This is a genomic window from Streptomyces sp. NPDC029152 (assembly GCF_055564355.1).
In genome coordinates this window covers 1-25,268 of the sequence record NZ_JBVHWR010000008.1, presented here as the reverse complement: position 1 = coordinate 25,268, position 25,268 = coordinate 1, and the positions used below count along the sequence as shown (strand labels likewise).

Here is a 25,268-nt window from a genome sequence, read left to right as displayed (position 1 = left end):
TGACCGCCTCCCTGACCCGCCTCCCTGGCCCTGACCTGCATAAATGATCCATCAGGGAGTCAGGGAGGCATGCAGGTCAGACCCTCGAAACGCCCCTCCCCAGCACCCCAGCAGGGGGTGTCCCCGCCTCCCTGACCCACGTCCGAAAGGGATTCCGCATGTACCCCGACCACACCCACCACGCCCCCGCGCAGCGGGCCGTGGAGGTCCACCGCCCGACCCCGATACCGCCCGCCGTCGCCGTGCCGGTGCAGCCGGGCATGGTCCCGGCGGTGGCGAGCATCGTCCTGCCCGACGGCCGCGTCGTCACCGGCTACGCCATCGACCCCACCCGACCCGAGCCGGTCACCGTCAAGCCGGCCGTCTCACGGACGGCGGTGAACGTCGCCCTCGGAGGCGTCGGCTTCCTCGCAGTGTGCGGCGGGCTGCTGCTGCTCACCTCGTTCATCGCCGCCCTGACCGCGTTCATCGGTCAGCTCATCATCCTGGCCGCCGTCATCTTCGGCGGATGGATCGCCGTCCAGGTGCTCAGTGCGAGCCGCCAGAGGGGCGGGACCACGGTGAACATCCGTCGGGCCGTCTTCAAGCGCAACCACTTCCACGGCTGATCCTCAGCCGTCGCCGCGCCCGGCTCTCCGCAGGATGACAGCGGCTATCCACTGGCCGACCACCGCGCTCACGGTCACCGTCAGCGCGAACGAGAACGAGTCGTCCCACGACTTGCCCATCACCCAATGCCACACCACCGCACCGAGCCCGAACACGACACCCGCATAGGCCAGCACCACCAGCCACCGCACGAACCGGTAGCGGTGCCACAGCGCGGTAGAAGCCTCACCACTCGCTCGCTGACGACCCGTCATGGTTCAGCGGTTACCCGCTCACCGCTACGCCAAGGGCGGCCCCCGATCCGCCAAGAACACGGGGCCGCCCTTGTCCACCTGCCATCACCTGACCTGTGGAGGTCTCCCAGCATGACGCAACCCACCACCATCCGGCGAGTGCGCAGCCACCGGCCGCGCCTGTTGGGTCTGTTCTGCTGCGCCGGCGGCGCCGCCATGGGCTACGCCCGCGCCGGTTTCGCCGTCGACGGCTGCGACATCGCCGACCGACCCAACTACCCCTTCCCCCGCCACCGAGGCGACGCCCTCGCCCACCTCGCCCACCTCATCGCCACGGGCGAGATCCGCCGATACGCGTTCGTGCACGCCTCCCCGCCCTGCCAGCACGGCTGCGCGCTCACGGTGGGCACGAACGCCTCGCAGGGCTGGGGACGTACGCACGTCGACCTCGTCGCCCCCACACGTGAACTGCTGGACGCGTCCGGCCTGCCGTACGTGATCGAGCAGCCCAACGGCCGCGCGAAGATCCGCAAAGACCTGACCCTGTGCGGCGAGATGTTCGGTCTCGGAGTCATCCGTCACCGCAACTTCGAGGCTGGCGGCTGGACCGTTCCGCAGCCAGCGCACGTCCCGCACCGGGGACGGGTGCGCGGCTGGCGGCACGGCCGCTTCTACGACGGCCCCTATGTGGCCGCGTACGGCAAAGGCGGCGGCAAGCCCAGCATCCCGGAGCTGCAAGCGGCGATGGGCATCGACTGGACCGACGTGCGCGAGGAACTGACCGAGGCCATCCCGCCCGCCTACACCGAGCACATCGGCGCCGCGTTCCTCGCCACGGCCGCACTGGGGGTGGCGGCATGAGCGAGGCTCTGATGCGCGCCGCCCTGGCCGCGGCCGAACGCGGTTGGCACGTCTTCCCGCTCCGTCCCGGCACCAAGCGCCCCGCCCTGCACGGCGAGACGGCCTGCTCCAGCACCGGGCCGTGCGCCGGCGGACACCGCAAGTGGGAGGACCGGGCCACCACCGATCCCGACCGTATCCGCGCCGCGTGGGCGCGGGCGCCGTTCAACGTCGGTATCGCCACCGGCCCCTCCGGGCTGCTTGTGGTCGACCTGGACGTGCCCAAGGACAACAGCAGTGTGGACGCGCCTTGCGGCGCGACGACCTTCAAGGCGCTCTGCGAGCGCGCCGGACACGCCGTCCCCGACACCTACCGCACCCGGACCGCGAGCGGCGGGCAGCACCTGTACTTCACCGTGCCGTCCGGGGTGCGGCTGGCCAATACCGCGGGCACGGTCGCCGACGCGGTCGACACCCGCGCCTGGGGCGGCTACGTCGTCGCCGCCGGCAGCACCCTGCCCACCGGCACCTATGAGCCGTTGTCCGGCACGGAGACGGCCGCGCTGCCCGAGTGGCTGCTGACCGTCCTGCGTCCCGCCCCCGCGCGCCCTTCCAGGTCGCTGAGGCTCCCGGCGGTGAACGGCAGCCGAGCGGCTGTGGCGGCGCTGGACGCCGAATGCGCGAACGTGGCTGCCGCCCCGGAAGGGCTGCGCAACGTCACCCTGAACCGCAGCGCCTTCAAGGTAGGGCGGTTCGTCGCATGGGGCGACCTCCCCCGCCAGGTGGCAGAGGACGCCTTCCAAGCGGCAGGGGAGGCCGTGGGACTGACCGCGGCCGAGTGCCGCACCACCATCCGCAGCGCCCTGGACAGCTCCCTGCGCACCGCCCGACCCCGGGAGGCGGCATGAACACCCCCGGCCGCCCCCGCTTGGAAGGCCAACCGACCGCACCCACCGGCCCGCACGCCGCCCGACCGGCCCCGCCGCCGGCGGCCGTAGGCGAGCCGAAAGGCGCCGCCCGTCAGGGCGTCGTCACTGCCTTTCGCTCTGACCGGTTCCCGGCCACGGACGTACGCCCCAGTGCCGACCCGACGCCGGAGCGGCCCGGCCTTCGTGTCTACGCCCCGCCGGTCTACCGCCACCACTGGGACGGCGCCCGCTGGTCCAAGCGCTACGGCACCGCCCCCACCGCCGCCTACGCCTGCCCCTGCGGCCAGACCCGCACCGCCCGCGGACAGGACGCCGTGGCCGCGCTGGTCACCGAGTACGCCGCCCACAAGCACTTCTGCACCAGCACACCCGACGCACCGTGTGAAGGGAGGACCGCCGCATGACCCCCATTAACGGGGCCGCGCTGCTCGACGAGGTGGAAGCCTTCCACCGCCGGTTCAACGTCTTCCCGCACGAGGCCGCCTACGTCGCCGTCGCGCTGTGGGACGCGCACGCCCACCTGCTCGACTGCTTCGACTCCACCCCCCGCCTCGCCTTCCTGTCCCCCGAGCCGGGGTCGGGCAAGTCCCGGGCGCTGGAGATCGTGGAAACCCTCGTGCCGCACCCCATGGTCGCCGTCAACGCGTCCGCCGCCGCCCTGTTCCGGGCCGTCTCGGGAGCCGACGGCCGGCCGACGATCCTGTTCGACGAGATCGACACGATCTTTGGTCCCAAGGCCGGGGACAACGAGGAACTGCGCGGCTTTCTCAACGCCGGACACCGTCGCTCCGGGGTCACGTACCGGTGCATCGGCGACGGCGGGAACCAGACCGTGCAAGCCTTCCCGTCGTACTGCGCGGTCGCGGTCGCCGGTCTCGGCTCGCTGCCGGACACGATCCTGACCCGCTCGGTCGTCGTCCGCATGCGCCGCCGAGCCCGCAACGAACGTGTGGAACCGTTCCGGGCCCGCGTCCACGAGGCCGAGGGGCACAAGCTGCGCGACCGGCTCGCGCAGTGGGCGGAACAGGCCCGCGGATCCGTCGTCGGGGCCTGGCCCGAGATGCCGGACGGGGTCACCGACCGGCCCGCCGACGTGTGGGAACCGCTGCTCGCCGTCGCGGACGCCGCCGGGGGCGACTGGCCCCGACGGGCTCGCGAAGCGTGCGTGACGCTGGTGACCGCCTCGCAGTACACCGACAAGCACAGTCTCGGTATCCGGCTGCTCACCGACCTGCGCGACCACGTCCTGATCGGCATCGACCGCCTGCCCACCATCGCCATCCTCGACCGGCTCAACGCCCTGGACGACGCCCCCTGGGCCGACCTGGACGGCAAGCCGCTCGACAGCCGGCGCCTGTCCCGGATGCTCGGGGAGTACATGACGGCCGACAACGAGCCGATCCGCTCCCGCAACATCCGCACCGCCGGCGGAGTCCTCAAAGGCTTTCACGCCTCGGACCTGGAAGACGCGTGGGCCCGCTACTGCCCCGCACCCCAGAACTCCGCTACAGCCGCTACGCCGCTACAGCCCAGCTCAGAGCCGGTGAATCTGTAGCGGCACCCAAGCGTGTAGCGGCTACGCCGCCACTGCCGTAGCGCGTGCGTAGCCGCTACACGCCACCCCTCCGCTACAAAAAACCACCCGCTGACCTGCGATGTAGCGGTGTAGCGGATGTAGCGGACTTCTGAGACGGCCCCGAGAGTCTTCACCCCGCGAAGGAGTCACCACCTTGGCCAGCACCAAGATGCTCAAGCTCCCCGAAGTCCTCAACGAGATCGGCATGAGCCGCGCCGCCTTCTACCGTCTGCGCGCCCGCGGGCAGGCGCCGCGACTCGTGAAGCTGCCCAACGGTCACCTCCGGGTCCGCCGCAACGACCTGGACGACTGGCTCAGCAACCTGGACTCCCCCGCCTACTGATCGCATCGACTCACCGACACGGCCCCAGGGGCCCGGCTCATGCCGGGCCCCTTTCGCAGGAAGGTCCCCGATGGGGAAGACGTACGACGTTCGGATCTGGTCCGTCCGGCAGCGAAAGGATCGTGGACAGTCCTCCGCGGAATTGCGCTGGAAGACGGGCGACACCCCGCACTCCGAGACGTTCCGCACCAAGACCCTGGCGGAGGGCCGGCGCGCTCAGTTGCTGCGGGCGGCGCACGACGGCGAGCCGTTCGACGAGGCCACCGGGGTGCCGCTCTCCGAGCTGCGGCAGCGCAACGACGTGAACTGGTACCAGCACGCCCGCGAGTACATCGAGATGAAGTGGCAGCACTCCCCCGGCTCGACACGCCGGACGCTCGCGGAAGCGATGGCCACCGTCACGCCCGCTCTCGTCAAGGACACCAAGGGCATGGCCGACGCCAAGACGGTACGGACGGCCCTCTACAGCTGGGCGTTCAACGTGAGCCGCCGCGACCTGGAACCGCCGGACGAGGTGGCCGCCGTGCTGGCGTGGTTCGAGCGGAAGTCCCTGCCCACGTCCTCGTTGGCCGACCGGATGCGTGTGCGCGCCGCCCTGGACGCCCTGACCAAGAAACTGGACGGCACCACGGCGTCCGCGTCGACCATCCGTCGGAAGCGGGCCATCTTCCACAACGCGCTCGGCTATGCCGTCGACGCCGGCCGTCTGGCGGACAACCCCTTGCCGCAGGTTCAGTGGAAGGCCCCGGAGCAGGTGGCCGAGGAGCTGGACCCCGCTTCAGTGCCCGACCCCCGGCAGGCGCTCGCACTGCTCGACGCCGTGCGGACACAGAGCGCCCGTGGGCGCCGCCTGGTCGCGTTCTTCGGATGCATGTACTACGCGGCGGCGCGGCCGGCGGAAGTCATCGGCCTGCGCCTGCAAGACTGCGACCTGCCCCGTCGAGGGTGGGGAACTCTGCGGCTCCGGGAGACCCGTCCGCGGTCGGGGTCGGCCTGGACGGACAACGGCGAAGCGCACGACCGGCGGGGCTTGAAACACCGGCCCCGGAAAGCGGTCCGTACCGTGCCGATCCCGCCCGACCTCGTGAGCCTGCTGCGGTGGCACATCACGGCGTACGGCGTCGCGCCGGACGGGCGACTGTTCCGCACGCAGCGCGGCGGGCTCATCCAGGACACCGGATACGGCGAGGTGTGGGCGGAAGCTCGCGCACGTGCCCTCACGCCCGCTCAGTGCGCGTCATCGCTGGCCAAGCGGCCATATGATCTACGTCACGCCGCTGTGTCCACGTGGCTCAGTTCCGGCGTGGAGCCGCAGGAGGTGGCCGCTCGCGCCGGCCACAGCGTGGCCGTGCTGTTCCGGGTGTACGCGAAGTGCCTGGACGGCGGCGCCGCCACGGCGAACGCCCGCATCGAGCGGGCGCTGAAGAATGGCAGCTAGAACGCCCAGAAGCTGCCCCACACCTGCCCCACACGCACTGGTCAGCACCCGAACCAGGGTGGGACGTACTGGGAAAAACCACCCATGACGATCAAGTCGGGCCCAGGAACGCCGAAAGGGCCTGCGATCAGCATTGCTGCTGGTCACAGACCCTTTCGGTCGTGTGGCGGCGCCAGGATTCGAACCTGGGAAGGCTGAGCCGGCAGATTTACAGTCTGCTCCCTTTGGCCGCTCGGGCACACCGCCGGGGTTCGCTGCCCTTCACACCGTCTTGCGGCGGTGTTCCGTGGCAACGACGTAAACAATACCCGATACGGAGGGGTGCTTCGCCACCCGATTGATCTCCACCCCGGGGGCGGGGGGTGGCTAGGCTTGTCCGGATGCGGCCGAGGACCCCTGCCGGGCTCGGCGGCCGCCCACGTATGCCGGTACGGACCCGATACGCGGCCCGACACGCACCCAGATACAAGGAGCCACAGGACATGGCCGACTCCAGTTTCGACATCGTCTCGAAGGTCGAGCGGCAGGAGGTCGACAACGCCCTCAACCAGGCCGCCAAGGAGATCTCCCAGCGCTACGACTTCAAGGGCGTGGGCGCCTCGATCTCGTGGTCCGGGGACAAGATCCTCATGGAGGCCAACTCCGAGGACCGGGTGAACGCTGTCCTCGACGTCTTCCAGTCCAAGCTGATCAAGCGCGGCATCTCGCTGAAGGCTCTGGACGCGGGCGAGCCCCAGCTCTCCGGCAAGGAGTACAAGATCTTCGCGTCGATCGAGGAGGGCATCTCCCAGGAGAACGCGAAGAAGGTGGCGAAGATCATCCGCGACGAGGGCCCTAAGGGTGTGAAGGCCCAGGTGCAGGGCGACGAGCTGCGGGTCAGCTCCAAGAGCCGCGACGACCTTCAGACCGTGATCGCGCTGCTCAAGGGCAAGGACTTCGACTTCGCGCTGCAGTTCGTGAACTACCGGTGACCCGCCGGACGCCCTTGGCGTCCCGCTGAGCCGGCCGCGTGCGACAGCCGTGTACGACGAAGGGTGGGCGCCCTCGGGTGCCCACCCTTCTCGCTGCCCGTGCGGTCCGGACGCGTTCAGTCGCGCGAGTTGCCGAACAGGATGCGGTAGGCGATCAGGAGGACCAGCGAGCCGCCGATCGCCGCCGCCCAGGTGGCGCCGTCGTAGAAGTCCTTGCTGATCGGGTGGTCCAGCCAGCGGGCCGATATCCAGCCGCCGATGAACGCGCCCGCGATGCCGATGACGGTGGTGCCGATGAAGCCGCCCGGGTCGCGGCCCGGCAGCAGGAACTTGGCTATGGCTCCGGCCAACAGTCCCAGGACGATCCAGCTGATGACGGTCATGCCGTGACCCTGCCCTTCCTCGCTGTGCCCGCGCTGTCCGAGCGCTGGGGGGCTCGTACCTCCGCGTGTGTTCACGTCTTCTTGACGGGGAGGACGTTCCGGCCCCTCCCGGTGGTTGCGTCGATCAGTAGGGTGCGACCCATGACACCTGCGGGTTCGGAGCTGCGGCGCACCCTGGGCGTGGGTGACGCGGTGGTCGTGGGGCTCGGCTCCATGATCGGTGCCGGGATCTTCGCCGCCCTGGCGCCCGCGGCGCACGCCGCCGGGTCGGGGCTGCTGACCGCCCTCGCCGTGGCCGCCGCGGTGGCCTACTGCAACGCCACGTCGTCGGCGCGGCTGGCCGCCCGGTACCCGGCCTCGGGCGGCACGTACGTCTACGGGCGTGAGCGGCTCGGGGAGTTCTGGGGGTATCTGGCCGGCTGGTCGTTCGTCGTCGGCAAGACGGCGTCCTGCGCCGCCATGGCGCTGACCGTGGGCGCGTACGTCTGGCCCGGGCAGGCGCACGCGGTGGCGGTCGCGGCCGTGGTGGCGCTGACCGCGGTGAACTACGGCGGCGTGCGGAAGTCGGCCTGGGTGACGCGGGTGATCGTGGCGGTGGTCCTGGCGGTCCTCGCTTCCGTGGTGGTGGTGTGCCTGGGGTCGGGGGGGTCCGGCGCCGGGCGGCTGGACGTCGGGCTGCCGGGCGGCGCCGGCGGAGTGCTGCAGGCGGCCGGGCTGCTGTTCTTCGCCTTCGCGGGGTACGCGCGGATCGCGACCCTCGGCGAGGAGGTACGGGATCCGGCGCGCACCATCCCCCGCGCGGTTCCGCTGGCTCTGGGCATCACGCTGGCCGTGTACGGGGGCGTCGCGTCGGCCGTCCTTTCCGTGCTGGGTCCGGCGGGTCTCGGCCGGGCGACCGCGCCGCTGGCCGACGCGGTCCGGGTGGCCGGCGTGCCGGAACTGGCGCCGGTCGTGCGGGCGGGTGCCGCCGTCGCCGCGCTGGGCTCGCTGCTCGCGCTGATCCTGGGGGTGTCGCGGACGGTCCTGGCCATGGCCCGGGACCGTCACCTGCCCGCGGCGCTGGCCGCGGTGCATCCGCGGTACCGGGTACCGCACCGGGCCGAGCTGGCGGTGGGCGCCGCGGTCGCGGTCCTGGCCGCCACGGTGGACGTGCGGGGCGCGATCGGGTTCTCCTCCTTCGGTGTACTGGTGTACTACGCGGTGGCCAACGCGTCGGCCTGGACGCTGGACTCGGCCACGACGGCGCGGGCGCGGGTCGTGCCGGCGCTGGGGCTGGCCGGATGCGTGGTGCTGGCGTTCTCCCTTCCGGCGGTTTCGGTGATCGCGGGAGTGGGGGTGCTGGCCGTGGGTGTGGTGGCGTACGCGGTGCGGGGGCGGCCGGCCCGGCGGTAGGTCGCCTCCCGAGGACCGCTCCGCCCGGCGGCCCGGCCGCGCGACCCGCCGGAGGGCGCACGCGCGTGCCGCTGACGGCCGGAGGGGCATGGGTGCGGATGCCTCGACGGGGGCGGGACGGATTCGCCCTGTCGACCGGCTCGGGGAGGGAAATCCCTCCCCCGGCCGGGTGTTGCGGGGCTCGGTCGACGTCTGGGCCGGCAACTGATCGGTCTCGGTCATGGGTTCATGATGCGAGCCGCCGCCGGTCGTCGCACGGGCCTGTGGACAACCTGGCGGCTGTGGAGGAACGGCTGCCTCCCCCGGGGCTCGCCGGGCCTACCAACCGGTCCGCTGGGCGCCGCCGGTGGCCGCGAACGGCTGGTCCGTGCGCACGATCTCGCGTCCCAGCGGGAGCAGCGAGACCGGGATCATCTTGAAGTTGGCGATGCCCAGCGGGATGCCGATGATCGTGACGCACAGCGCGATGCCGGTGACGATGTGGCCGATGGCCAGCCACCAGCCGGCGAGGACGAGCCACAGCACGTTGCCGATACAGGAGGCCGCTCCCGCGTCGCGGCGCTCGACCGCCGTGTACCCGAAGGGCCACAGGGCGTAGACGCCGATGCGGAACGCCGCGATGCCGAAGGGGATGCCGATGATCGTGATGCAGAGCAGCAGGCCCGCGGCCAGGTAGCCGAGGAACAGCCAGAAACCGCTGAGGACGAGCCATATGACATTGAGTATGGTCTTCACAGCCGTCGACCTGCCATCTTCTCGAGCCGGGCGATTCGCTCCGCCATCGGCGGGTGGGTGGAGAACATCTTCGACAGCCCCTGTCCCGGGCGGAACGGGTTGGCGATCATCATGTGGCTGGCCGTCTCGAGCCGGGGCTCCGGCGGCAGCGGCAGCTGCTTCGTACCGGCGTCGAGCTTGCGCAGTGCCCCCGCGAGGGCCAACGGGTCGCCGGTGAGCTGGGCGCCGGACGCGTCGGCCTCGTACTCCCTCGAACGGCTGATCGCCAGTTGGATGAGGCCGGCCGCGAGCGGGCCGAGGAGCATGACGAGCAGCATGCCCAGGAGGCCGGGGCCGTCGTCGTCGTTCGACCGGCCGACCGGGATCAGCCAGGCGAAGTTGACCAGGAACATGATCACGGAGGCCAGGGCTCCGGCGACCGACGAGATCAGGATGTCGCGGTTGTAGACGTGACTGAGCTCGTGCCCGATGACGCCGCGCAGCTCGCGCTCGTCGAGCAGGCGCAGGATGCCCTCGGTGCAGCACACCGCGGCGTTGCGCGGATTGCGGCCGGTCGCGAAGGCGTTCGGGGCCTCCGTCGGGGAGATGTACAGGCGCGGCATGGGCTGGCGGGCCTGCGTGGAGAGGTCCCGGACCATGCGGTACAGCGCCGGGGCCTCGAACTCGCTGACCGGGCGTGCGCGCATCGCGCGCAGGGCCAGTTTGTCGCTGTTCCAGTAGGCGTACGCGTTCGTGCCCAGGGCGACGAGGACGGCGACGACGAGACCCGCTCGGCCGAAGAAACTGCCGATGACGATGATGAGCGCGGACAGTCCCCCGAGGAGTACTGCGGTCCTGAGCCCGTTGTGCCGGCGGTGCACGGTACGCCCTCCAAGTCGTGCAGCAGGGGAACCCTTTGCTTGCTTGTCTCGCTCGCTGTGGTTGCTTCCTGTCTTCGACGCCCCTGGTGTCGTGATGTCACGTCCAGTGGACCCTTCCGTACTGGTCAACGCCAGGCGACGCCCGCCGGTTCCCCGGCGGGCACGGCTGCGCGCGTGGTCCGTCCGGGTGACGGCCCGGTATGCGGCACGCGCGCGTGGGGGCCGGGTGCCCCGCGCGCGCGTGCCGATGCGCGGCTGTCGCTCAGAAGAGTCCGGTGCCGGCGAAGCGGAGGATCAGCTGGGGTGCTCCGGACAGGACGACGGCGATGAGGGCGGTCGCGGTGAGCGCGGCCGTGAGCGGGGCGGGGAGGCGGGGCCGCACGGCCTCGCCCTCGGGCGCGCGGAACAGCAGGGCCGTCCACTGGAGGTAGTAGAAGAGCGCGATGACGACGTTGGCGGCCATGACGACGGCCAGCCAGCCGAGGCCCGCGTCGACGGCCGCGGAGAAGACGGTGACCTTGGCGAAGAGGCCGATGACGCCGGGCGGCAGTCCGGCGAGGCAGAGCAGGAAGAACGCCAGGAGCAGGGCGGTCAGCGGACGGGACGCGTACAGGCCGCGGTAGTCGGCGACGCGGTTGAGCGTCCTCGTGCGGCCCACCAGTGCGGCCACCGCGAAGGCGCCGAGGTTCACGGCGGCGTACATGAGGGCGTAGGCGACGGTGGAGCCGACCGACCGCTCGGGGTCGTCGGAGTATCCGGCGGCGGCGATCGGCACCAGGAGGTAACCGGCCTGGCCGACGGACGACCAGGCGAGCAGGCGTACCGCGCTGTACGCGCGCGTGGCCTGCTGGCGCAGGGCCCCGACGTTGCCGACGGTCATGGTGAGCGCGGCCAGTACCGCGAGGGCCGGTCCCCAGGCGTCGGCGTAGGACGGGAGGGCGACGACGGTGACGAGGATCAGGCCGGAGAAGCCGACCGCCTTGCCGACGACGGACAGGTAGGCGGCGATCGGGAGCGGGGCGCCCACGTAGGTGTCGGGCACCCAGAAGTGGAAGGGCACGGCGGCCGTCTTGAAGGCGAAGCCGACGAGGGTGAGGACGACGCCGGTCTGGGTGAGCGTGGTGAGCTGCCCGTCGACGTGCTGGACGCGCTCGGCCACCTGGGTGAGGTACAGGGTGCCGGTGGAGGCGTACAGGAAGCTGATGCCCATGAGGCTGACCGCGGTCGCGGTGACCGAGGAAAGGAAGAACTTCAGCGCGGCCTCGGAGGAGCGCCGGTCGCCGTGCCGCAGGCCGACCAGGGCGAAGGCGGGCAGGGAGGCGACCTCCAGGGCGACGACGAGGGTCGCGAGGTCGCGGGAGGCGGGCAGCAGGGCCGCGCCGGCGGCGGAGGAGAGCAGCAGGAACCAGTACTCGCCCTCGGGCAGGCCCCGGTCGGCGTCCTTCACGGCGGTGACCGAGAGCAGGGCGGCCAGGAGTGCGCCGCCGAGGACCAGGAACTGGATGGCGAGGGTGAAGGTGTCCGCGGTGTAGCTGCACACGTCCGCGCCGCCGGTGAGGCAGAACGTGGAGCGGTCGTCGCCCACGAGGGGCAGCAGCATGAGCGCGGAGGCGGCGAGACCGGCGACCGCGACCCAGCCGAGCAGCGCCTTGCGGGCGTCCGCGACGAACAGGTCGGCGACGAGGACGACCAGCCCGACGACCGCCGCGAGGGTGGGCGGCGCGATGGCGAGCCAGTCCACGGACTGGACGAGGTTCTGCGCCAGGGGCTCGGCCAGTGGCTGGGCCGGGGAGCTCATCGGGTGCCTCCTGAGAGGAGCTGCTGCACGGCCGGGTCGGTCAGCCCCAGCAGGGTCTTGGGCCACAGTCCGGCGACGACGGTGAGGGCGACGAGCGGGGTCCAGGCGGCGAACTCGTACGTGCGGACGTCGGTGAGCTTCGGGGCTTCCCGCGGGACGGCGCCCATGCAGACGCGGCGGACCACGATCAGCATGTACGCGGCGGTCAGCAGGGTGCCGAACGCGGCGATCGCCATGAAGGTGAGGAAGGCGGGGCGGCTGAGGTCGGCGTGGGGGTCGAAGGCGCCGAACAGGGCCAGCATCTCGCCCCAGAATCCGGCCAGGCCGGGCAGGCCGAGCGAGGCGACCGCGGCGAAGGCGAGCAGGCCGCCGAGGCGGGGTGCCTTGCCGTACAGGGCGGCGCCGGACTCCTCGGCGAGGGTGTCGAGGTCGGTGGTGCCGGTGCGGTCCTTCAGGGCGCCGACCACGAAGAAGAGCAGGCCGGTGATGAGGCCGTGGGCGATGTTGGCGAACAGGGCGCCGTTGACGCCGGTCGGGGTCATGGTCGCGATGCCGAGCAGCACGAAGCCCATGTGGCCGACGGAGGAGTAGGCGATGAGGCGCTTGAGGTCGCCCTTCGCGCCCCGCTTGGCGAGGGCCAGGCAGGCCAGGGAACCGTAGATGATCCCTACGACGGCGAAGGCGGCGAGGTAGGGCGCGAAGGTGCGGAAACCGTCCGGGGCGACCGGGAGGAGGATACGGACGAACCCGTACGTGCCCATCTTCAGCAGGACGCCGGCCAGCAGCACCGAGCCGACGGTCGGCGCGGCGGTGTGGGCGTCGGGCAGCCAGCTGTGCAGCGGCCACATCGGCGTCTTCACCGCGAGCCCGATCCCGATCGCCAATACGGCGATGACCTGCATGGATGTGGTCAGCGACCGGCCGTTGTCAGTGGCGAGTGCCACCATGTCGAACGTGCCCGCCCTGATGCCGATCAGGAGCAGGCCGAGCAGCATGACGACGGAGCCGAGCAGCGTGTAGAGGATGAACTTCCAGGCGGCCTGGGCCCGCCCCTGGCCGCCCCAGCGGGCGATGAGGAAGTACATCGGGACGAGGACCGTCTCGAAGGCGAGGAAGAACAGGATCAGGTCGAGGACGGCGAAGGTGGCGAGGGTGCCGGACTCGAGGAGGAGCACCAGTGCGACGAAGGCCTTCGGGCTCGGGCCCGCGGGCGGCTTGAAGTACGAGTAGAGCGCGCACAGGAAGGTCAGCAGCGCGGTCAGGACCAGCAGGGGGAGGGAAATGCCGTCGACGCCGAGGTGGATGCGCACGTCGAGTGCGGGGATCCAGCTGATGTCCGTGCTCGCCTGCATCTTCGACGGATGGCCGTGGTCGAAGCCGAGCACGAGGACGATCGCGGCGAGGAGGACGGCGCCGGTCACGGTGACGCCGTGCCTCAGGACCGCCTGCTCGGGTGACTTCCCCTTCAGTCCGGGCGGGGCGGGCAGGAGAGCCGCGGCGGCGCCCAGGAGCGGGCCGACGACGACGAACGCCAGAAGGAACTGCATCACGGACTCGTTGATATCGATCACGCCTGCTCACGCTCCCGTGGCGACGAGGACGGCGGCGACCGCGAGGACGACGGTGCCGGCGAGCAGCGCGCTCACATAGGTCTGCACATTGCCGGTCTGGGCACGGCGTACGGCGGCCCCGAGCCAGCGGGGCAGGGTGCCCGCCCCGCGTACGTAGGTGTCGACGACCTCGCGGTCGAGGAACCGGACGAGGCTCGCGCCGGCCTGGACCGGGCGGACGAAGAGGGCCGTGTACACGGCGTCCAGGTGGAAGCCGACGGCCGCGTGGCGGTGCAGCGGACCGAGCAGCAGCCGCCCGGGGTCGGACGGGTCGGGTGCGGAGGCCACGTCGCCGTAGGCGGGCGTGTGGCTGGCGATGGCCTCGGCCTCGACCTGGCCCGCGTCGGCGTCGGGGTGGGCCGCGACCGCGCCCAGCGGGACGGGGGCGGCGAGCGCGGTGGTGTGCCGCCAGGCCGCGTAGGTGACGATGCCGCCGACCAGGGCCACACCGGTGCCGAGCACGGACGTGGTGAGGGTCGGGGTCAGGTCGACGCCGTCGAACCAGTCGGGCAGCAGCCGGAACGCGAGTCCGCCGAGGGCGAGGGAGGGGATGGCGAGCACCCAGAGCACGGCGTTCATGACGACCGGCTGCCTGCCGTGGTCGGGGGCCTCGGTGCCCCGGCCTCGGAAGGCCAGCAGCCACAGGCGGGTCGCGTAGGCGGCGGTGAGCAGGGCGGTGATCAGGCCGGCGACCAGGACGGTCCAGCCCGCGGCGCCGGGTGCGTGCTCGGTGTGGCCGGTGGCGGCGTGCTCGGCGGCGACGAGGACGGCCTCCTTGGAGAAGAAGCCGCTGAACGGGGGGACCGCGGCGAGCGCGAGCAGCGCCACGGTCATCGTCCAGTAGGCGTCCGGGACGCGGGCGCGCAGGTCGCGCATGCGGGACATGGCGGCCAGCGAGTTGGTGCCGGCGGCGTGGATGACCACGCCGGCGGCGAGGAACAGCAGCGCCTTGAAGGCGCCGTGCGTGAGGAGGTGGAAGACGGCGGCACCGCGGTCGCCGGCGGCGAGGGCACCGGTCATGTAGCCGAGCTGGCCGATGGTCGAGTAGGCGAGGACGCGCTTGATGTCGTCCTGGGCGAGCGCGGCGAGCGCCGAGCCGGTCATCGTGACGGCGGCCATGACGGCGAGGACGACCATCGCGGCCTGGGAGGCCTCGAAGAGCGGGAGGAGCCGGGCGATGAAGTAGACACCGGCGGCGACCATCGTCGCGGCGTGGATGAGAGCGGAGACGGGTGTCGGGCCCGCCATCGCGTCGGGGAGCCAGGTGTGCAGCGGGAACTGCGCCGACTTGCCCGCCACGCCGGCCAGGAGCAGCAGGGCGATCAGGGTCGGGTGGTCGATCGAGCCGCTCGCCACCGCGCCCAGGATCTTGGTGATGCGGAAGGAGCCGGTCTCGGTGGCCAGCGCGAGCAGGCCGATGAGGAAGGGGACGTCACCGAGCTTGGTCACCAGGAAGGCCTTGAGGGAGGCGGCACGCGCCTCCGGGGTCTCCCAGTAGTGGCCGACCAGGAAGTACGAGCAGATGCCCATGACCTCCCAGCCGACCAGCAGCACCATCAGGTCGCCGGAGTAGACGACGAGGAACATGGCGGAGGTGAACAGGGAGACGAGCGCGGCGTACGAGGGGTAGCGCGGGTCGTCGCGCAGGTAGCCCGTCGAGTAGAGCTGCACGCAGGCGGCGACGCAGCCGACCAGGACGGCCACCAGGGCGGCGAAGCCGTCGATGTCCAAGGCGAGCTCGATGGGGACCGAGCCGGTGGGTGTCAGTTCCGTGGCGGCGTCGACGGGCCGGCCACCGCCCTGGCGCGCGGCGACCAGTACGGCGAGGACGACGGCCGCCAGCGTGGGCAGGACGGCGAGCGGGCGGACGAAGCCGGGTGCGGTACGGCCGAGGAGCAGGCCGGCCACCGCCCCCAGGAAGGGCAGGAGGGGAACCAGTACGGCGAGGGTGGTCGTGGTCACGCGGTGGCCTCAGCCTTCTCGGCCGTGCCGGTCGCGGGGGCGTCGGTGTCGGGGCCGCCCGGCTCGTGGCCCTCGGCGGTGTCGCGGAGCCGGTCGATGTCCGCGGTGCCGCGGTTGCGGTGGACGGCGAGCACGATCGCCAGGCCGATGCCGATCTCGGCGGCGGCGATGGCGATGGTGAACAGGGTCAGGGCCTGACCGGAGTGCAGGGTCTCCTCGGCGGCCCTGCTGAGCCAGACGTCGAAGGCGACCAGGTTGAGGTTGACGGCGTTGAGCATCAGCTCGACCGACATCAGGACCAGGATCGCGTTGCGGCGGGCGAGGACTCCGTACAGACCCGTGCAGAACAGGAGGGCGGAGAGGACGGCGGGATAGGCGAGGTGCATCAGCGGACACCGTCCTTGCCGGCACCGTTCGGGGTGGTGGTCGGGGCGACGGCGCCGGCCGCTCGTTCCGCCTTGGCCCTGCGGGACAGGACGATCGCGCCGACCAGGGCGGCGAGGAGGAGGACGGAGAGGGCCTCGAAGGGGAGGACCCAGTTCTGGAAGAGGCTCGCTCCGGTGACGGCGGTGGAGCCGGCGGCCGGGCCGTCCAGGTCGATCCACGTGGTCCGGAAGGCGTCGACGACGACCCACACCAGGGCCGCCGCGGCGGCGACGGCCACGGTGAGGGCGGCCCAGCGGTTGCCGGAGTCGGCGTCCGGGGAACGGCCGATCGGGGCTCGGGTGAGCATCAGACCGAACAGGATGAGGACGACGACGGAACCGACGTAGATGAGGACCTGCACCCAGGCGATGAACTCGGCGGTGAGCAGGAGGTACTCGACGGCGAGGCCGCCGAGGGCCACCACCAGCCACAGGGCGGCGTGGACGAGCTGCCGGGTCGTGACGGTGACGACGGCGGCGCCGAAGGTGACGAGGCCGACGAGGAGGAAGGCGATCTCGACGCCGGTCGGGGACAGGAAGCCGTGGGATCCGGCGGCCGTGGTCGTGGGGTCCGTCGCCGCGAGGCGGACGGCGGTCGCTGCGAGGGTCATTCCCCGCCCTCCTGGTCCGGCCTCGGCTGGTCCGACTCCGGCCGGCCCGGTCCCGGCTGGTCCGGCCTCGGCTGGTCCGACTCCGGCCGGCCCGGTCCCGGCTGGTCCGGCCTCGGCTGGTCCGTCTGCTGCTTGGAGTCGCCCATCGGGCGGGTGGGCTGCTCGGCGGCGCGGGCCTGCTCGTCGGCGTGCGCCTCGGCCGGCCCGGACGCCTCGGCCGCACCCTGCCGAGCCGCATCCTGCCGGGCGGCCAGTTTGTCGGCGGTCTTGCGGGCGGCGGCGAGTTCCTTCGGTTCCTCCGCGCCGGGGTCGAGGGCGGGCGGTGCCGGGACCGTCCACATCCACTCGCGGAGCTTGTCGCGCTCGTGGGTGAGGTCGCGGATGTCCGTCTCGGAGTACTCGAACTCGGGGGACCAGAACAACGCGTCGAAAGGACAGACCTCGATGCAGATACCGCAGTACATGCACAGGGAGAAGTCGATGGCGAAGCGGTCGAGGACGTTGCGGCTGCGCTCCCGGCCGCCGGGCGTGGCCGCCGGCACCGTCTCCTTGTGGGAGTCGATGTAGATGCACCAGTCGGGGCACTCGCGGGCGCACAGCATGCAGACCGTGCAGTTCTCCTCGAACAGGCCGATCACGCCGCGGGAGCGGGGCGGGAGGTCGGGCAGGGTGTCCGGGTACTGCTCGGTGACGGCCTTCCTCGTCATCGTGCGGAGGGTGACGGCCAGGCCCTTGGCCAGACCGGAGCCGGGGACGGGGGACATGGTTACCGGATCACCACCTTGACGATGCCGGTGAGGGCGATCTGGGCGAGGGAGAGGGGGACGAGGAGGGTCCAGGAGAGCTTCTGGAGCTGGTCCTCGCGCAGGCGGGGGTAGGTCACGCGCAGCCAGATCACGACGAAGGCGAGGACGGCGGTCTTCAGCAGGGTCCAGACCCAGCCGAGGCCGTCGGCGCCCCAGGGGCCGTGCCAGCCGCCCAGGAAAAGGACGGTGGTCAGGCCGCACAGCACGACGATCCCGGCGTACTCGGCGAGGAGGAACAGGGCGAAGCGCAGGCCGGTGTACTCGGTGTAGGCGCCGAAGATGATCTCCGAGTCGGCGACCGGCATGTCGAACGGGGGACGCTGGAGTTCGGCGAGGCCGGCGACGAAGAAGACGACCGCGCCGACGATCTGCCAGGGCAGCCACCACCACTCGAAGGCGTCGAGGATGCCGACGAGCGAGACCGTGCCGGCCGCCATGGCGACGGAGGCGGCGGTGAGCAGCATCGGGAGTTCGTACGCGAGGAGCTGGGCGGCGGTGCGCAGGCCGCCGAGGAGGGAGAACTTGTTGGCGGAGGCCCAGCCGGCCATGAGCGAGCCGAGGACGCCGACGCCCATGACGGCGAGGACGAAGAAGATCCCCGCGTCGACGACCTGCCCCACCGCGCCCTCGCCGGGGCCGACGGGGACGGCGAGGAGCACGAGGAGGTACGGCAGCAGGGCCACGGCGGGGGCGAGCTGGAAGACGCGCCGGTCCGCGTCCGCCGGGACGACGTCCTCCTTCTGCGCGAACTTCACGCCGTCCGCGACGAGCTGTGCCCAGCCGTGGAAGCCGCCGGCGTACATCGGGCCGAGGCGTCCCTGCATGTGGGCCATCACCTTGTGCTCGGTCTGGCCGACGATCAGGGGGAGGGTGAGGAAGACGACGAAGACGACCAGGAGGCGCAGGGTGACGTCGAGGGCGTCGTTCACTGCGGGCCTCCTGGGCGGTCGTCGGGGGTTTCCGGGCGGGCGGGGGGCTGCTCGTCGGTGTCCGGGCTCTCCCCGCGCTCCACGCTCCCCCGGCCGCCGGACTCCTCGGTGGGCTCCACGGGCTCGTCGGTGGGCTCCACGGGCTCGTCGGTGGGCTCCACGGACTCCCCGGTAGGTTCCGCGGGCTCGTCGAAGGCCGGGCGGGCGTGGTGCCAGGGTGCGTCGGGACTGCGCGGGGGCGCGGAAGCGGGCTTCGGGGCGGCGGGCGTCTCGCCGGAAGCGGGCGTCTCCCCCGCGGCGCCGGACGGGCCGGCCGCGTCGGACCGGTCCTCGGTGGAGCCGGTCCGCTGGGACGCCGAGCCCTCGCTCGCACTCCGGGCGCGGCGCGCGGTCGGTGTGCGCGGTCCGGTGGTCTCCCGGCCCTCCCCACCGGGTGTGTCCGCCTGATCCCCGGGGGCCGCCGGCCTTGGCCGCTGCGACGCGGAACCCTGGCTCGCGCTCCGCGTACGCCGGGGCACGGACGCCGGTGGCGCCGACGGCTCCGTGGCCGGGGCCCCCGTGGCCGGGGTTCCGGCGGCCGGGGTCTCCGTGTCCGGCGTTCCGGTGGCCGGGGCCGTCTGGCCGACGGAGCCCTGGGCGGCCGTACGCATGCGGCGGGCCGGACGTTCGCCCGCCGCGCGGGCGGCGCCCCGGGCCGGGCGGGCCGGGGCAGGGGGGAGCTGGCCCTTCAGCGGGCCCCACTCGTTGGGGTCGGGGACGCCCGGGGGCAGCATCTGACGGCGTCGGGGGCCGCCGTGGTCGGACTCGCCGGGCTCCTTCGCGCCCGGCCAGGCCTTGGCGACGCGGGCGGCGAGGACGAAGTCCTTGCGCAGGGGGTGGCCCTCGAAGCCCTCGGGCAGCAGCAGGTGGTCCAGCGCGGGGTGGTCCTCGAAGACGACGCCGAACATCTCGTGCGTCTCGCGCTCGTGCCAGGCCGCGCCCGCGTAGACCGTGACGGCGGTGGGCAGGACCGGGGACTCGTGCGGAACCGTCGTCCGCACCAGCAGCCGGCGGACCGGTGCGAGGGCGGCGACGTGCGCCGCGACGCGGAAGCCCGTGCCCGGTTCGTCGACCGCGCTCAGCCAGTCGAAGTACGTGCAGCCCAGCCGGTCGCGGGCGGTCTCCAGAGCGGAGATCCAGGCCGTCGGCGGCACGTCCACCGTCAGGAGGTCGTACGACTCCTCGGCGGTGGCCTCGGCCCCGAAGAGCTCCTCGGCATCGGCGGGCAGCCAGCCGGCCGCGGTCATCGGTCCTCCTCCGGAGCCGCCGTGGGAGCCGACGTGGGAGCCGGCGGCCGCACCAGGTCGCTCTGCAGCGCGGCCGCCGACGGGCGCGGCGAGGTGCCGTACCGCTCCCCCAGCGACTCCCGCGCGATCTTCTCCTGGAGCTTGAGGATGCCCTGGAGCAGCGCCTCGGGGCGCGGCGGGCAGCCGGGGACGTAGACGTCGACCGGGATGATCTGGTCGACGCCCTTCGTCACGGAGTAGGAGTCCCAGTACGGGCCGCCGCAGTTGGAGCAGGCGCCGAAGGAGATGACGTACTTCGGCTCGGGCATCTGCTCGTACAGGCGCTTGACGGCGGGGGCCATCTTGTCCGTGACCGTGCCCGAGACCACCATCAGGTCGGCCTGACGGGGCCCCGGCGCGAACGGGATGACGCCGAGGCGGATGAAGTCGTGGCGGGCCATCGACGCGGCGATGAACTCGATGGCGCAGCAGGCGAGGCCGAAGTTGAAGACCCACAGGGAGTAGCGGCGGCCCCAGTTGAGGACGACCTTCATCGGCTCGGGGGCGAGCCGGGACAGCGCGCCCAGCCGCTTCGGCTCGGGCAGCGGGACGGGCTCGGGGTTCACGTCCATGACAGGACGCCCTTCTTGTATGCGTAGAGCAGGCCCACGGCGAGGAAGCCGAGGAAGACGAACATCTCCACGAGCGTCGTCGCGCCGTACCCGGGGTCGGCGAAGACCGTCGCCCACGGGAAGAGGAAGATCGAGTCCACCGCGAAGATCACGTACAGGAAGGCGTAGACGTAGTAGCGGACCTGGGTGTGCGCCCAGCCCTCGCCGACGGGGTCGACCCCGCACTCGTACGTCAGGAGCTTCTCGGGCGTCGGGACCACGGGCCGCAGCAGACGCCCGGCGCCGAAGGCCACGGCCACGAAGAGCACGCCGACGACGGCGAGCAGTCCGACGACCGAGTAGGTCTGGAAGTAGTCCGCCGCGATGCCGACAGTCGGTTCCGGCACGTCCGTCCCTCACTCCCTGTCCGAACCCTGACCCTGGACGCTGCTGTTCGACGATGTGTACGCACGGGAGTCTAGGGCCTGATAAAGAGACGGTAAGCAGCCCGTCGTACCGTGAGACGCCCGGGTGGGGTTTTCCTCAGGTGATGCCCGGCGGTCCGCCTCATGGCGCCGCGCCGCGCCGCACGGCACGCTGACCCGTATGACCGAACGCCTCTCGTCCTCGACGCACGCCGGATACGCCGGTGAGACGGACAGCGACCGCCTGCCACCGGCCCGTTTCGCTCTCGACCGGCACACCTGGAAGGAGATCGCCCACCTGCTGGCGAACCTTCCGGTGGCGCTGATCGGCTTCACGTACGTCGTGGCGACGCTGGCCGTCGGTTTCGGGCTGACGGTCACCGTGATCGGGCTGCCGTTGCTGGCGACGGGGCTCACCGGGGCGCGGCTGCTGGGCAGGATGGAACGGGCTCGGGCCCGGGCGCTGCTCGGGGTGCGGGTGGAGGAGCCGAGCCGGTTGCCGGGGCGGGACCGGGGCGGGTTCTTCGCACAGCTGTGGATGGCGCTGAAGGACCCGGTGGGCTGGCGCACGGTCCTCTACCAGCTCATACGGCTGCCCTGGGGCGTCGTCACCTTCACCGTCACGCTGACGTCGCTGTTCGTGCTGTGGCCGGTGCTGCCGTTCCTCGCGCGGGGCCTGACCAACGTGGACCGGGCGATGGTGCGCGGGCTGCTGTCGCCGTCCGACGAGCTGGAGCGGCGGATCGCCGAGCTGGAGTCGGACCGGGGGACGGTCGTCGACACGGCCGCGGCCGACCTGCGGCGCATCGAGCGCGACCTGCACGACGGGGCGCAGGCCCGCCTGGTCAACCTGGCCATGGGCCTGGGCCTGGCCAAGGAGAAGCTGCTGGAGGACCCCGACGCGGCGGCGGCGATGGTCGACGAGGCGCACGGCGAGGTGAAGCTGGCGCTGCAGGAGCTGCGGGACCTGGCGCGCGGCATCCACCCGGCCGTCCTGACCGACCGCGGCCTGGACGCCGCCCTGTCCTCGGTGGCCTCGCGCTGCACGGTGCCGGTGAAGGTGACGGTCGACCTGGCCGAGCGGCCGGCGGCGGCGATCGAGGGCATCGCCTACTTCACCGTCTCGGAGCTGCTGCAGAACGTCAGCAAACACAGCGGGGCGAGGTCCGCCTCCGTGGAGGTGTGGCGGTCGGCCGACCGGCTGCTCATGCAGGTGGGCGACGACGGACGCGGGGGCGCGCGGCTGGACGGCGGTACGGGGATGAAGGGCCTCGCCGAGCGGCTGAGCGCCGTCGACGGCCTGTTCGCGGTCCATTCGCCGCAGGGCGGCCCGACGACGGTCACGGCCGAGCTGCCGTGGCGCGACCGCTCGGACGCCGACGGCGCCGCCGCCGGTGCCCCCGGCACGAGGTGACCGACCGGTCCGGGACACGCCCCGGCGCCCACGCGCCGGGGCGTTCGCACGCCGGGCCGGCGGGGGTGGGGAAAACCCCCCTCCCAGGACGCCGACGGGCTCCATGGCCCGGGGACCTGCGGTCGAGGAGGGTGGAGTCAGGACAGCACAGCCACACGTCGAGGAGAAGGACGGCACCGATGGCCACGGAGTACGGACAGGGTTACGGGCTCGGGAGCGGGGCCGGTCTTTCCGCGGACGCCGGTTCGCGGCGGCACCGGCTGCCGGCGGGGCTGCGGGCGCCGTTCGAGGGCCGCAGCTGGCGGGAGTTCGGCTTCGTGCTGCTCGGCCTGCCGATCGGGATCACGCTCTTCGTGTACGCCGTCACGATGGTGTCGCTCGGCGCCGGGCTGCTGGTGACGTTCCTGGGCGTGCCGGTGCTGGCCGCCGCGCTCGCCGGGTGCCGGGGGTTCGGGGCGCTGGAGCGGGCCCGGGCACGCGGCCTGCTGGGGATCGACGTGGCCGCGCCGGAGCCGCTGCGGATGAGCAAGCCGGGCGCGATGGCCTGGATGGGGGCCGTCCTCAAGAGCGGCTCGTCCTGGCGGAGCCTGCTGTACGCGGTGCTGCAGTTCCCGTGGGCGGTGTTCTCGTTCTCCGTCGCCGTGACCTTCTGGGCGACCGGCTGGACGATGCTGACGTATCCCCTGTGGTTCTGGGTGTTCCCGGCGTACACCGGTCAGGACGGGCTCCAGCTGTACGGCGACGAGACGCACCGGATCTACCTCGACAACCCCTTCGAGATCACCGTGACCGCGCTGGTCGGGCTGCTGGTCACCCTGGCGACGCCGTGGATCGTGCGGGCCCTGACGACGGTGGACCGGCTGCTGGTGCACGGGCTGCTCGGCCCGTCGCGGCTGGCGACGCGGGTGGAGGAGCTGGAGTCGGACCGGGGGGTCGTGGTCGACACGGCCGCGGCCGACCTGCGGCGCATCGAGCGCGACCTGCACGACGGGGCGCAGGCCCGCCTGGTCAACCTGGCCATGGACCTGGGGCTGGCCAAGGAGAAGCTGCGGGAGGACCCGCAGGAGGCGGCGCGCATGGTGGGCGCCGCGCACGGCGAGGTGAAGACGGCTCTGCAGGAGCTGCGGGACCTGGCGCGCGGCATCCATCCGGCCGTCCTGACCGACCGCGGCCTGGACGCCGCCCTGTCCTCGGTGGCCTCGCGCTGCACGGTGCCCGTGCGGGTGGAGGTGGACCTGGCGGAGCGGCCGGCGTCGGCGATCGAGGGCATCGCCTACTTCACCGTCTCGGAGCTGCTGCAGAACATCAGCAAGCACGCGCGGGCCACGGCGGCCGCCGTGGAGGTCTGGCGGGTGGAGAACCGGCTGATGCTCCAGGTCGTGGACAACGGCGTGGGCGGCGCGGAGGTGTCCGCCGGTTCCGGTCTGGCGGGGCTGGCCGAGCGGCTCGACGCGGTGGACGGGATCCTCGTGGTGGACTCGCCGGCCGGAGGCCCCACCCGGGTGACCGCGGAGCTGCCGTGGCGGACGGAGCCGGTACGCCGCTGAGCGGCCGCCGCCGCCCGGAACACACCGCCGGCCCGAGCCCCGTACCCCCGGGCTCCGGTCGGCGCGGTCGGGATTCGGCCACCGAGCGTCCGAATCCCGGTCCGGCCTCCCCCCTCTTCCCGCCTCTTCCCGTTTCTTCCCGTCTCCTCCCGGCCCACGAACGCATCCGGCCCCCGATACTGGAATGCTGGACCTGTCGCACGGACGGTTCGTGGACGCGGCACGGGCCGCGCGGGCCGTGGGGCGGACGGAGTCTGGCTGTGGGGGGCCGAGGAGCGTGGAGGACAGGGTGCGGGTGGTCATCGCCGAGGATTCGGTGCTGCTCAGGGAGGGGCTGACGCGGTTGCTGACCGACCGCGGGCACGACGTGGTGGCCGGTGTCGGTGACGCCGAGGCGCTGATCAAGACGATCACCGACCTGGACGCGCAGGGTGAGCTGCCGGACGTCGTCGTGGCGGACGTGCGGATGCCGCCGACGCACACCGACGAGGGCGTGCGGGCGTCGGTGCAGCTGCGCAAGGCGCACCCCGGGCTCGGCGTGCTGGTGCTGTCCCAGTACGTGGAGGAGCGGTACGCCACCGAGCTGCTGGCTGGTTCCAGCCGGGGCGTCGGCTACCTGCTCAAGGACCGGGTGGCCGAGGTGCGGGAGTTCGTGGACGCGGTGGTGCGCGTGGCGCAGGGCGGTACGGCGCTCGACCCCGAGGTGGTCGCGCAGCTGCTCGGACGCAGCCGCAAGCAGGACGTGCTCGCCGGGCTCACCCCGCGGGAACGGGAGGTCCTGGGGCTCATGGCCGAGGGCCGGACGAACTCCGCGATCGCGAGGCAGCTCGTCGTCAGCGACGGGGCCGTGGAGAAGCACGTCAGCAACATCTTCCTGAAGCTGGGCCTGTCCCCGAGCGACGGCGATCACCGGCGTGTGCTCGCCGTGCTCACCTATCTCAATTCCTGAGACCTCGGTCCCGGGACCTCGTCGGCCGGACCCCGGGGAAACCGCGGCACGGCCGGGGAGCGTCCGCACCGGTGCGGGGGCGAGGCGACCGTGGACCGGCAGGGTTCCGGGCCGCCTCCCGATCGTGTCCATCATGCGAATGTCCACTGGAAGTCAACCCTCGCAGACGTAGGGTTGATCCTGGGATGGCCGACGGGAGGCCAGTCCCCGGACAGCCGCCTCGAGGGAGGTCCAGTTCAGTGACCAGCCAGGTCAGCAGCCCAGCGGAGCAGGCCGACGGATCCGTCGTAGGAGAGCAGCGCAAACCGGTCGGGGCGAAGGACGTCCGCCGGCTGGACCGGGTGATCATCAGGTTCGCCGGGGATTCCGGTGATGGTATGCAGCTCACCGGTGACCGTTTCACCTCCGAGACGGCGTCGTTCGGCAATGATCTGTCGACGCTGCCGAACTTCCCGGCCGAGATCCGGGCGCCGGCCGGGACGCTGCCGGGGGTGTCGTCCTTCCAGCTGCATTTCGCCGATCACGACATCCTCACTCCGGGGGACGCGCCGGATGTGCTGGTGGCGATGAATCCGGCGGCGTTGAAGGCGAACGTGGCCGATCTGCC

The 25,268-nt window shown here is 72.2% G+C and carries 26 protein-coding genes, 1 tRNA gene and 1 pseudogene; 13 read left to right on the top strand and 15 right to left on the bottom strand.

Annotation, left to right across the window (positions count from 1 at the left end; translation table 11 throughout):
- Positions 1–158 precede the first annotated feature (158 nt).
- Positions 159–608: a hypothetical protein gene (locus ACZ4V6_RS18295; RefSeq protein ID WP_467828320.1), complete on the top strand. Its 450-nt coding sequence runs from the start codon at positions 159–161 to the stop codon at positions 606–608.
- A gap of 3 nt (positions 609–611) precedes the next feature.
- Here ACZ4V6_RS18295 and ACZ4V6_RS18290 read toward each other — a convergent pair whose 3' ends face one another.
- Positions 612–863, bottom strand: a complete 252-nt coding sequence (locus tag ACZ4V6_RS18290) for a hypothetical protein (protein WP_467828317.1) — start codon at positions 861–863, stop codon at positions 612–614.
- A gap of 111 nt (positions 864–974) precedes the next feature.
- Between ACZ4V6_RS18290 and ACZ4V6_RS18285 the strand changes: the two genes are divergently transcribed.
- The 6 genes from ACZ4V6_RS18285 to ACZ4V6_RS18260 all read left to right on the top strand — a co-directional run bounded on the left by ACZ4V6_RS18285 (position 975) and on the right by ACZ4V6_RS18260 (position 5,968).
- Positions 975–1,703, top strand: a complete 729-nt coding sequence (locus ACZ4V6_RS18285; RefSeq protein WP_467828315.1) for a DNA methylase — start codon at positions 975–977, stop codon at positions 1,701–1,703.
- Positions 1,700–2,590, top strand: coding sequence for a bifunctional DNA primase/polymerase (locus ACZ4V6_RS18280; RefSeq protein WP_467828312.1), 891 nt, complete (start codon positions 1,700–1,702; stop codon positions 2,588–2,590). Before ACZ4V6_RS18285 ends, ACZ4V6_RS18280 begins: the two co-directional genes overlap by 4 nt.
- Positions 2,587–3,015, top strand: coding sequence for a hypothetical protein (locus ACZ4V6_RS18275; RefSeq protein WP_467828310.1), 429 nt, complete (start codon positions 2,587–2,589; stop codon positions 3,013–3,015). Before ACZ4V6_RS18280 ends, ACZ4V6_RS18275 begins: the two co-directional genes overlap by 4 nt.
- Positions 3,012–4,166, top strand: coding sequence for a DUF3631 domain-containing protein (locus ACZ4V6_RS18270; protein WP_467828307.1), 1,155 nt, complete (start codon positions 3,012–3,014; stop codon positions 4,164–4,166). The genes ACZ4V6_RS18275 and ACZ4V6_RS18270 overlap by 4 nt, the downstream gene beginning before the upstream one ends.
- Positions 4,167–4,341: 175 nt before the next feature.
- Positions 4,342–4,530, top strand: a complete 189-nt coding sequence (locus ACZ4V6_RS18265) for a helix-turn-helix transcriptional regulator (protein WP_467828305.1) — start codon at positions 4,342–4,344, stop codon at positions 4,528–4,530.
- 70 nt (positions 4,531–4,600) lie between these two features.
- Positions 4,601–5,968 carry a tyrosine-type recombinase/integrase gene (locus ACZ4V6_RS18260; RefSeq protein WP_467828303.1) on the top strand — a complete coding sequence of 456 codons (1,368 nt, stop codon included), beginning with the start codon at positions 4,601–4,603 and terminating at the stop codon, positions 5,966–5,968.
- 164 nt (positions 5,969–6,132) lie between these two features.
- Here ACZ4V6_RS18260 and ACZ4V6_RS18255 read toward each other — a convergent pair.
- A tRNA-Tyr gene (locus tag ACZ4V6_RS18255) sits at positions 6,133–6,214 on the bottom strand.
- 236 nt (positions 6,215–6,450) lie between these two features.
- Here ACZ4V6_RS18255 and ACZ4V6_RS18250 point away from each other — a divergent pair.
- Positions 6,451–6,939, top strand: coding sequence for a YajQ family cyclic di-GMP-binding protein (locus ACZ4V6_RS18250; RefSeq protein ID WP_077796815.1), 489 nt, complete (start codon positions 6,451–6,453; stop codon positions 6,937–6,939).
- A gap of 116 nt (positions 6,940–7,055) precedes the next feature.
- On the opposite strand, the gene ACZ4V6_RS18245 is transcribed toward ACZ4V6_RS18250, so the two are convergent.
- Entirely contained in the window at positions 7,056–7,322 is a 267-nt protein-coding gene (locus tag ACZ4V6_RS18245; RefSeq protein ID WP_467828300.1) for a GlsB/YeaQ/YmgE family stress response membrane protein, read from the bottom strand.
- Between the two features lie 141 nt (positions 7,323–7,463).
- On the opposite strand from ACZ4V6_RS18245, the gene ACZ4V6_RS18240 reads away from it, so the two are divergent.
- The gene (locus ACZ4V6_RS18240) at positions 7,464–8,714 is read left to right on the top strand and encodes an APC family permease (RefSeq protein ID WP_467828297.1); all 1,251 of its coding nucleotides are present in this window, start codon (positions 7,464–7,466) and stop codon (positions 8,712–8,714) included.
- Between the two features lie 318 nt (positions 8,715–9,032).
- Here ACZ4V6_RS18240 and ACZ4V6_RS18235 read toward each other — a convergent pair whose 3' ends face one another.
- The 12 genes from ACZ4V6_RS18235 to ACZ4V6_RS18180 all read right to left on the bottom strand — a co-directional run bounded on the left by ACZ4V6_RS18235 (position 9,033) and on the right by ACZ4V6_RS18180 (position 20,733).
- Positions 9,033–9,449 carry a YccF domain-containing protein gene (locus ACZ4V6_RS18235; RefSeq protein WP_467828295.1) on the bottom strand — a complete coding sequence of 139 codons (417 nt, stop codon included), beginning with the start codon at positions 9,447–9,449 and terminating at the stop codon, positions 9,033–9,035.
- Complete coding sequence (htpX, locus tag ACZ4V6_RS18230) at positions 9,446–10,309, bottom strand: zinc metalloprotease HtpX (RefSeq protein ID WP_077796819.1); 864 nt, start codon at positions 10,307–10,309, stop codon at positions 9,446–9,448. The genes ACZ4V6_RS18235 and htpX overlap by 4 nt, the downstream gene beginning before the upstream one ends.
- A 262-nt stretch (positions 10,310–10,571) precedes the next feature.
- Positions 10,572–12,107 carry an NADH-quinone oxidoreductase subunit N gene (locus tag ACZ4V6_RS18225; protein WP_467828292.1) on the bottom strand — a complete coding sequence of 512 codons (1,536 nt, stop codon included), beginning with the start codon at positions 12,105–12,107 and terminating at the stop codon, positions 10,572–10,574.
- Positions 12,104–13,678, bottom strand: a complete 1,575-nt coding sequence (locus ACZ4V6_RS18220; RefSeq protein WP_467828289.1) for a complex I subunit 4 family protein — start codon at positions 13,676–13,678, stop codon at positions 12,104–12,106. Before ACZ4V6_RS18220 ends, ACZ4V6_RS18225 begins: the two co-directional genes overlap by 4 nt.
- 6 nt (positions 13,679–13,684) lie before the next feature.
- Positions 13,685–15,679: an NADH-quinone oxidoreductase subunit 5 family protein gene (locus ACZ4V6_RS18215; protein WP_467828286.1), complete on the bottom strand. Its 1,995-nt coding sequence runs from the start codon at positions 15,677–15,679 to the stop codon at positions 13,685–13,687.
- A complete protein-coding gene (nuoK, locus tag ACZ4V6_RS18210; RefSeq protein WP_467828284.1) occupies positions 15,676–16,065 on the bottom strand; it encodes an NADH-quinone oxidoreductase subunit NuoK in 390 nt (129 codons plus the stop codon). Before nuoK ends, ACZ4V6_RS18215 begins: the two co-directional genes overlap by 4 nt.
- Positions 16,065–16,715 (bottom strand): NADH-quinone oxidoreductase subunit J family protein, encoded by a 651-nt coding sequence (locus tag ACZ4V6_RS18205; protein ID WP_467828282.1) that lies wholly within the window; start codon positions 16,713–16,715, stop codon positions 16,065–16,067. Before ACZ4V6_RS18205 ends, nuoK begins: the two co-directional genes overlap by 1 nt.
- Positions 16,712–17,479, bottom strand: a complete 768-nt coding sequence (locus ACZ4V6_RS18200) for a NuoI/complex I 23 kDa subunit family protein (RefSeq protein WP_467828280.1) — start codon at positions 17,477–17,479, stop codon at positions 16,712–16,714. The genes ACZ4V6_RS18205 and ACZ4V6_RS18200 overlap by 4 nt, the downstream gene beginning before the upstream one ends.
- 2 nt (positions 17,480–17,481) lie before the next feature.
- A complete protein-coding gene (locus ACZ4V6_RS18195; protein ID WP_467828278.1) occupies positions 17,482–18,450 on the bottom strand; it encodes a complex I subunit 1/NuoH family protein in 969 nt (322 codons plus the stop codon).
- Positions 18,447–19,736 carry an NADH-quinone oxidoreductase subunit C gene (locus ACZ4V6_RS18190; RefSeq protein ID WP_467828275.1) on the bottom strand — a complete coding sequence of 430 codons (1,290 nt, stop codon included), beginning with the start codon at positions 19,734–19,736 and terminating at the stop codon, positions 18,447–18,449. Before ACZ4V6_RS18190 ends, ACZ4V6_RS18195 begins: the two co-directional genes overlap by 4 nt.
- A complete protein-coding gene (locus tag ACZ4V6_RS18185) occupies positions 19,733–20,347 on the bottom strand; it encodes an NADH-quinone oxidoreductase subunit B (protein WP_467828272.1) in 615 nt (204 codons plus the stop codon). The genes ACZ4V6_RS18190 and ACZ4V6_RS18185 overlap by 4 nt, the downstream gene beginning before the upstream one ends.
- On the bottom strand, positions 20,338–20,733 hold the full coding sequence (locus tag ACZ4V6_RS18180) for an NADH-quinone oxidoreductase subunit A (protein ID WP_467828270.1): 396 nt from the start codon (positions 20,731–20,733) through the stop codon (positions 20,338–20,340). The genes ACZ4V6_RS18185 and ACZ4V6_RS18180 overlap by 10 nt, the downstream gene beginning before the upstream one ends.
- A gap of 199 nt (positions 20,734–20,932) precedes the next feature.
- On the opposite strand from ACZ4V6_RS18180, the gene ACZ4V6_RS18175 reads away from it, so the two are divergent.
- The 4 genes and pseudogenes from ACZ4V6_RS18175 to ACZ4V6_RS18160 all read left to right on the top strand — a co-directional run.
- Positions 20,933–22,165: a sensor histidine kinase gene (locus tag ACZ4V6_RS18175; RefSeq protein ID WP_467828267.1), complete on the top strand. Its 1,233-nt coding sequence runs from the start codon at positions 20,933–20,935 to the stop codon at positions 22,163–22,165.
- 179 nt (positions 22,166–22,344) lie between these two features.
- The gene (locus ACZ4V6_RS18170) at positions 22,345–23,712 is read left to right on the top strand and encodes a sensor histidine kinase (RefSeq protein WP_467828265.1); all 1,368 of its coding nucleotides are present in this window, start codon (positions 22,345–22,347) and stop codon (positions 23,710–23,712) included.
- A gap of 289 nt (positions 23,713–24,001) precedes the next feature.
- Positions 24,002–24,661 carry a LuxR C-terminal-related transcriptional regulator gene (locus ACZ4V6_RS18165; RefSeq protein ID WP_467828964.1) on the top strand — a complete coding sequence of 220 codons (660 nt, stop codon included), beginning with the start codon at positions 24,002–24,004 and terminating at the stop codon, positions 24,659–24,661.
- A gap of 239 nt (positions 24,662–24,900) precedes the next feature.
- Positions 24,901–25,268, top strand: a pseudogene (locus tag ACZ4V6_RS18160) (2-oxoacid:acceptor oxidoreductase subunit alpha); the annotation flags it as partial.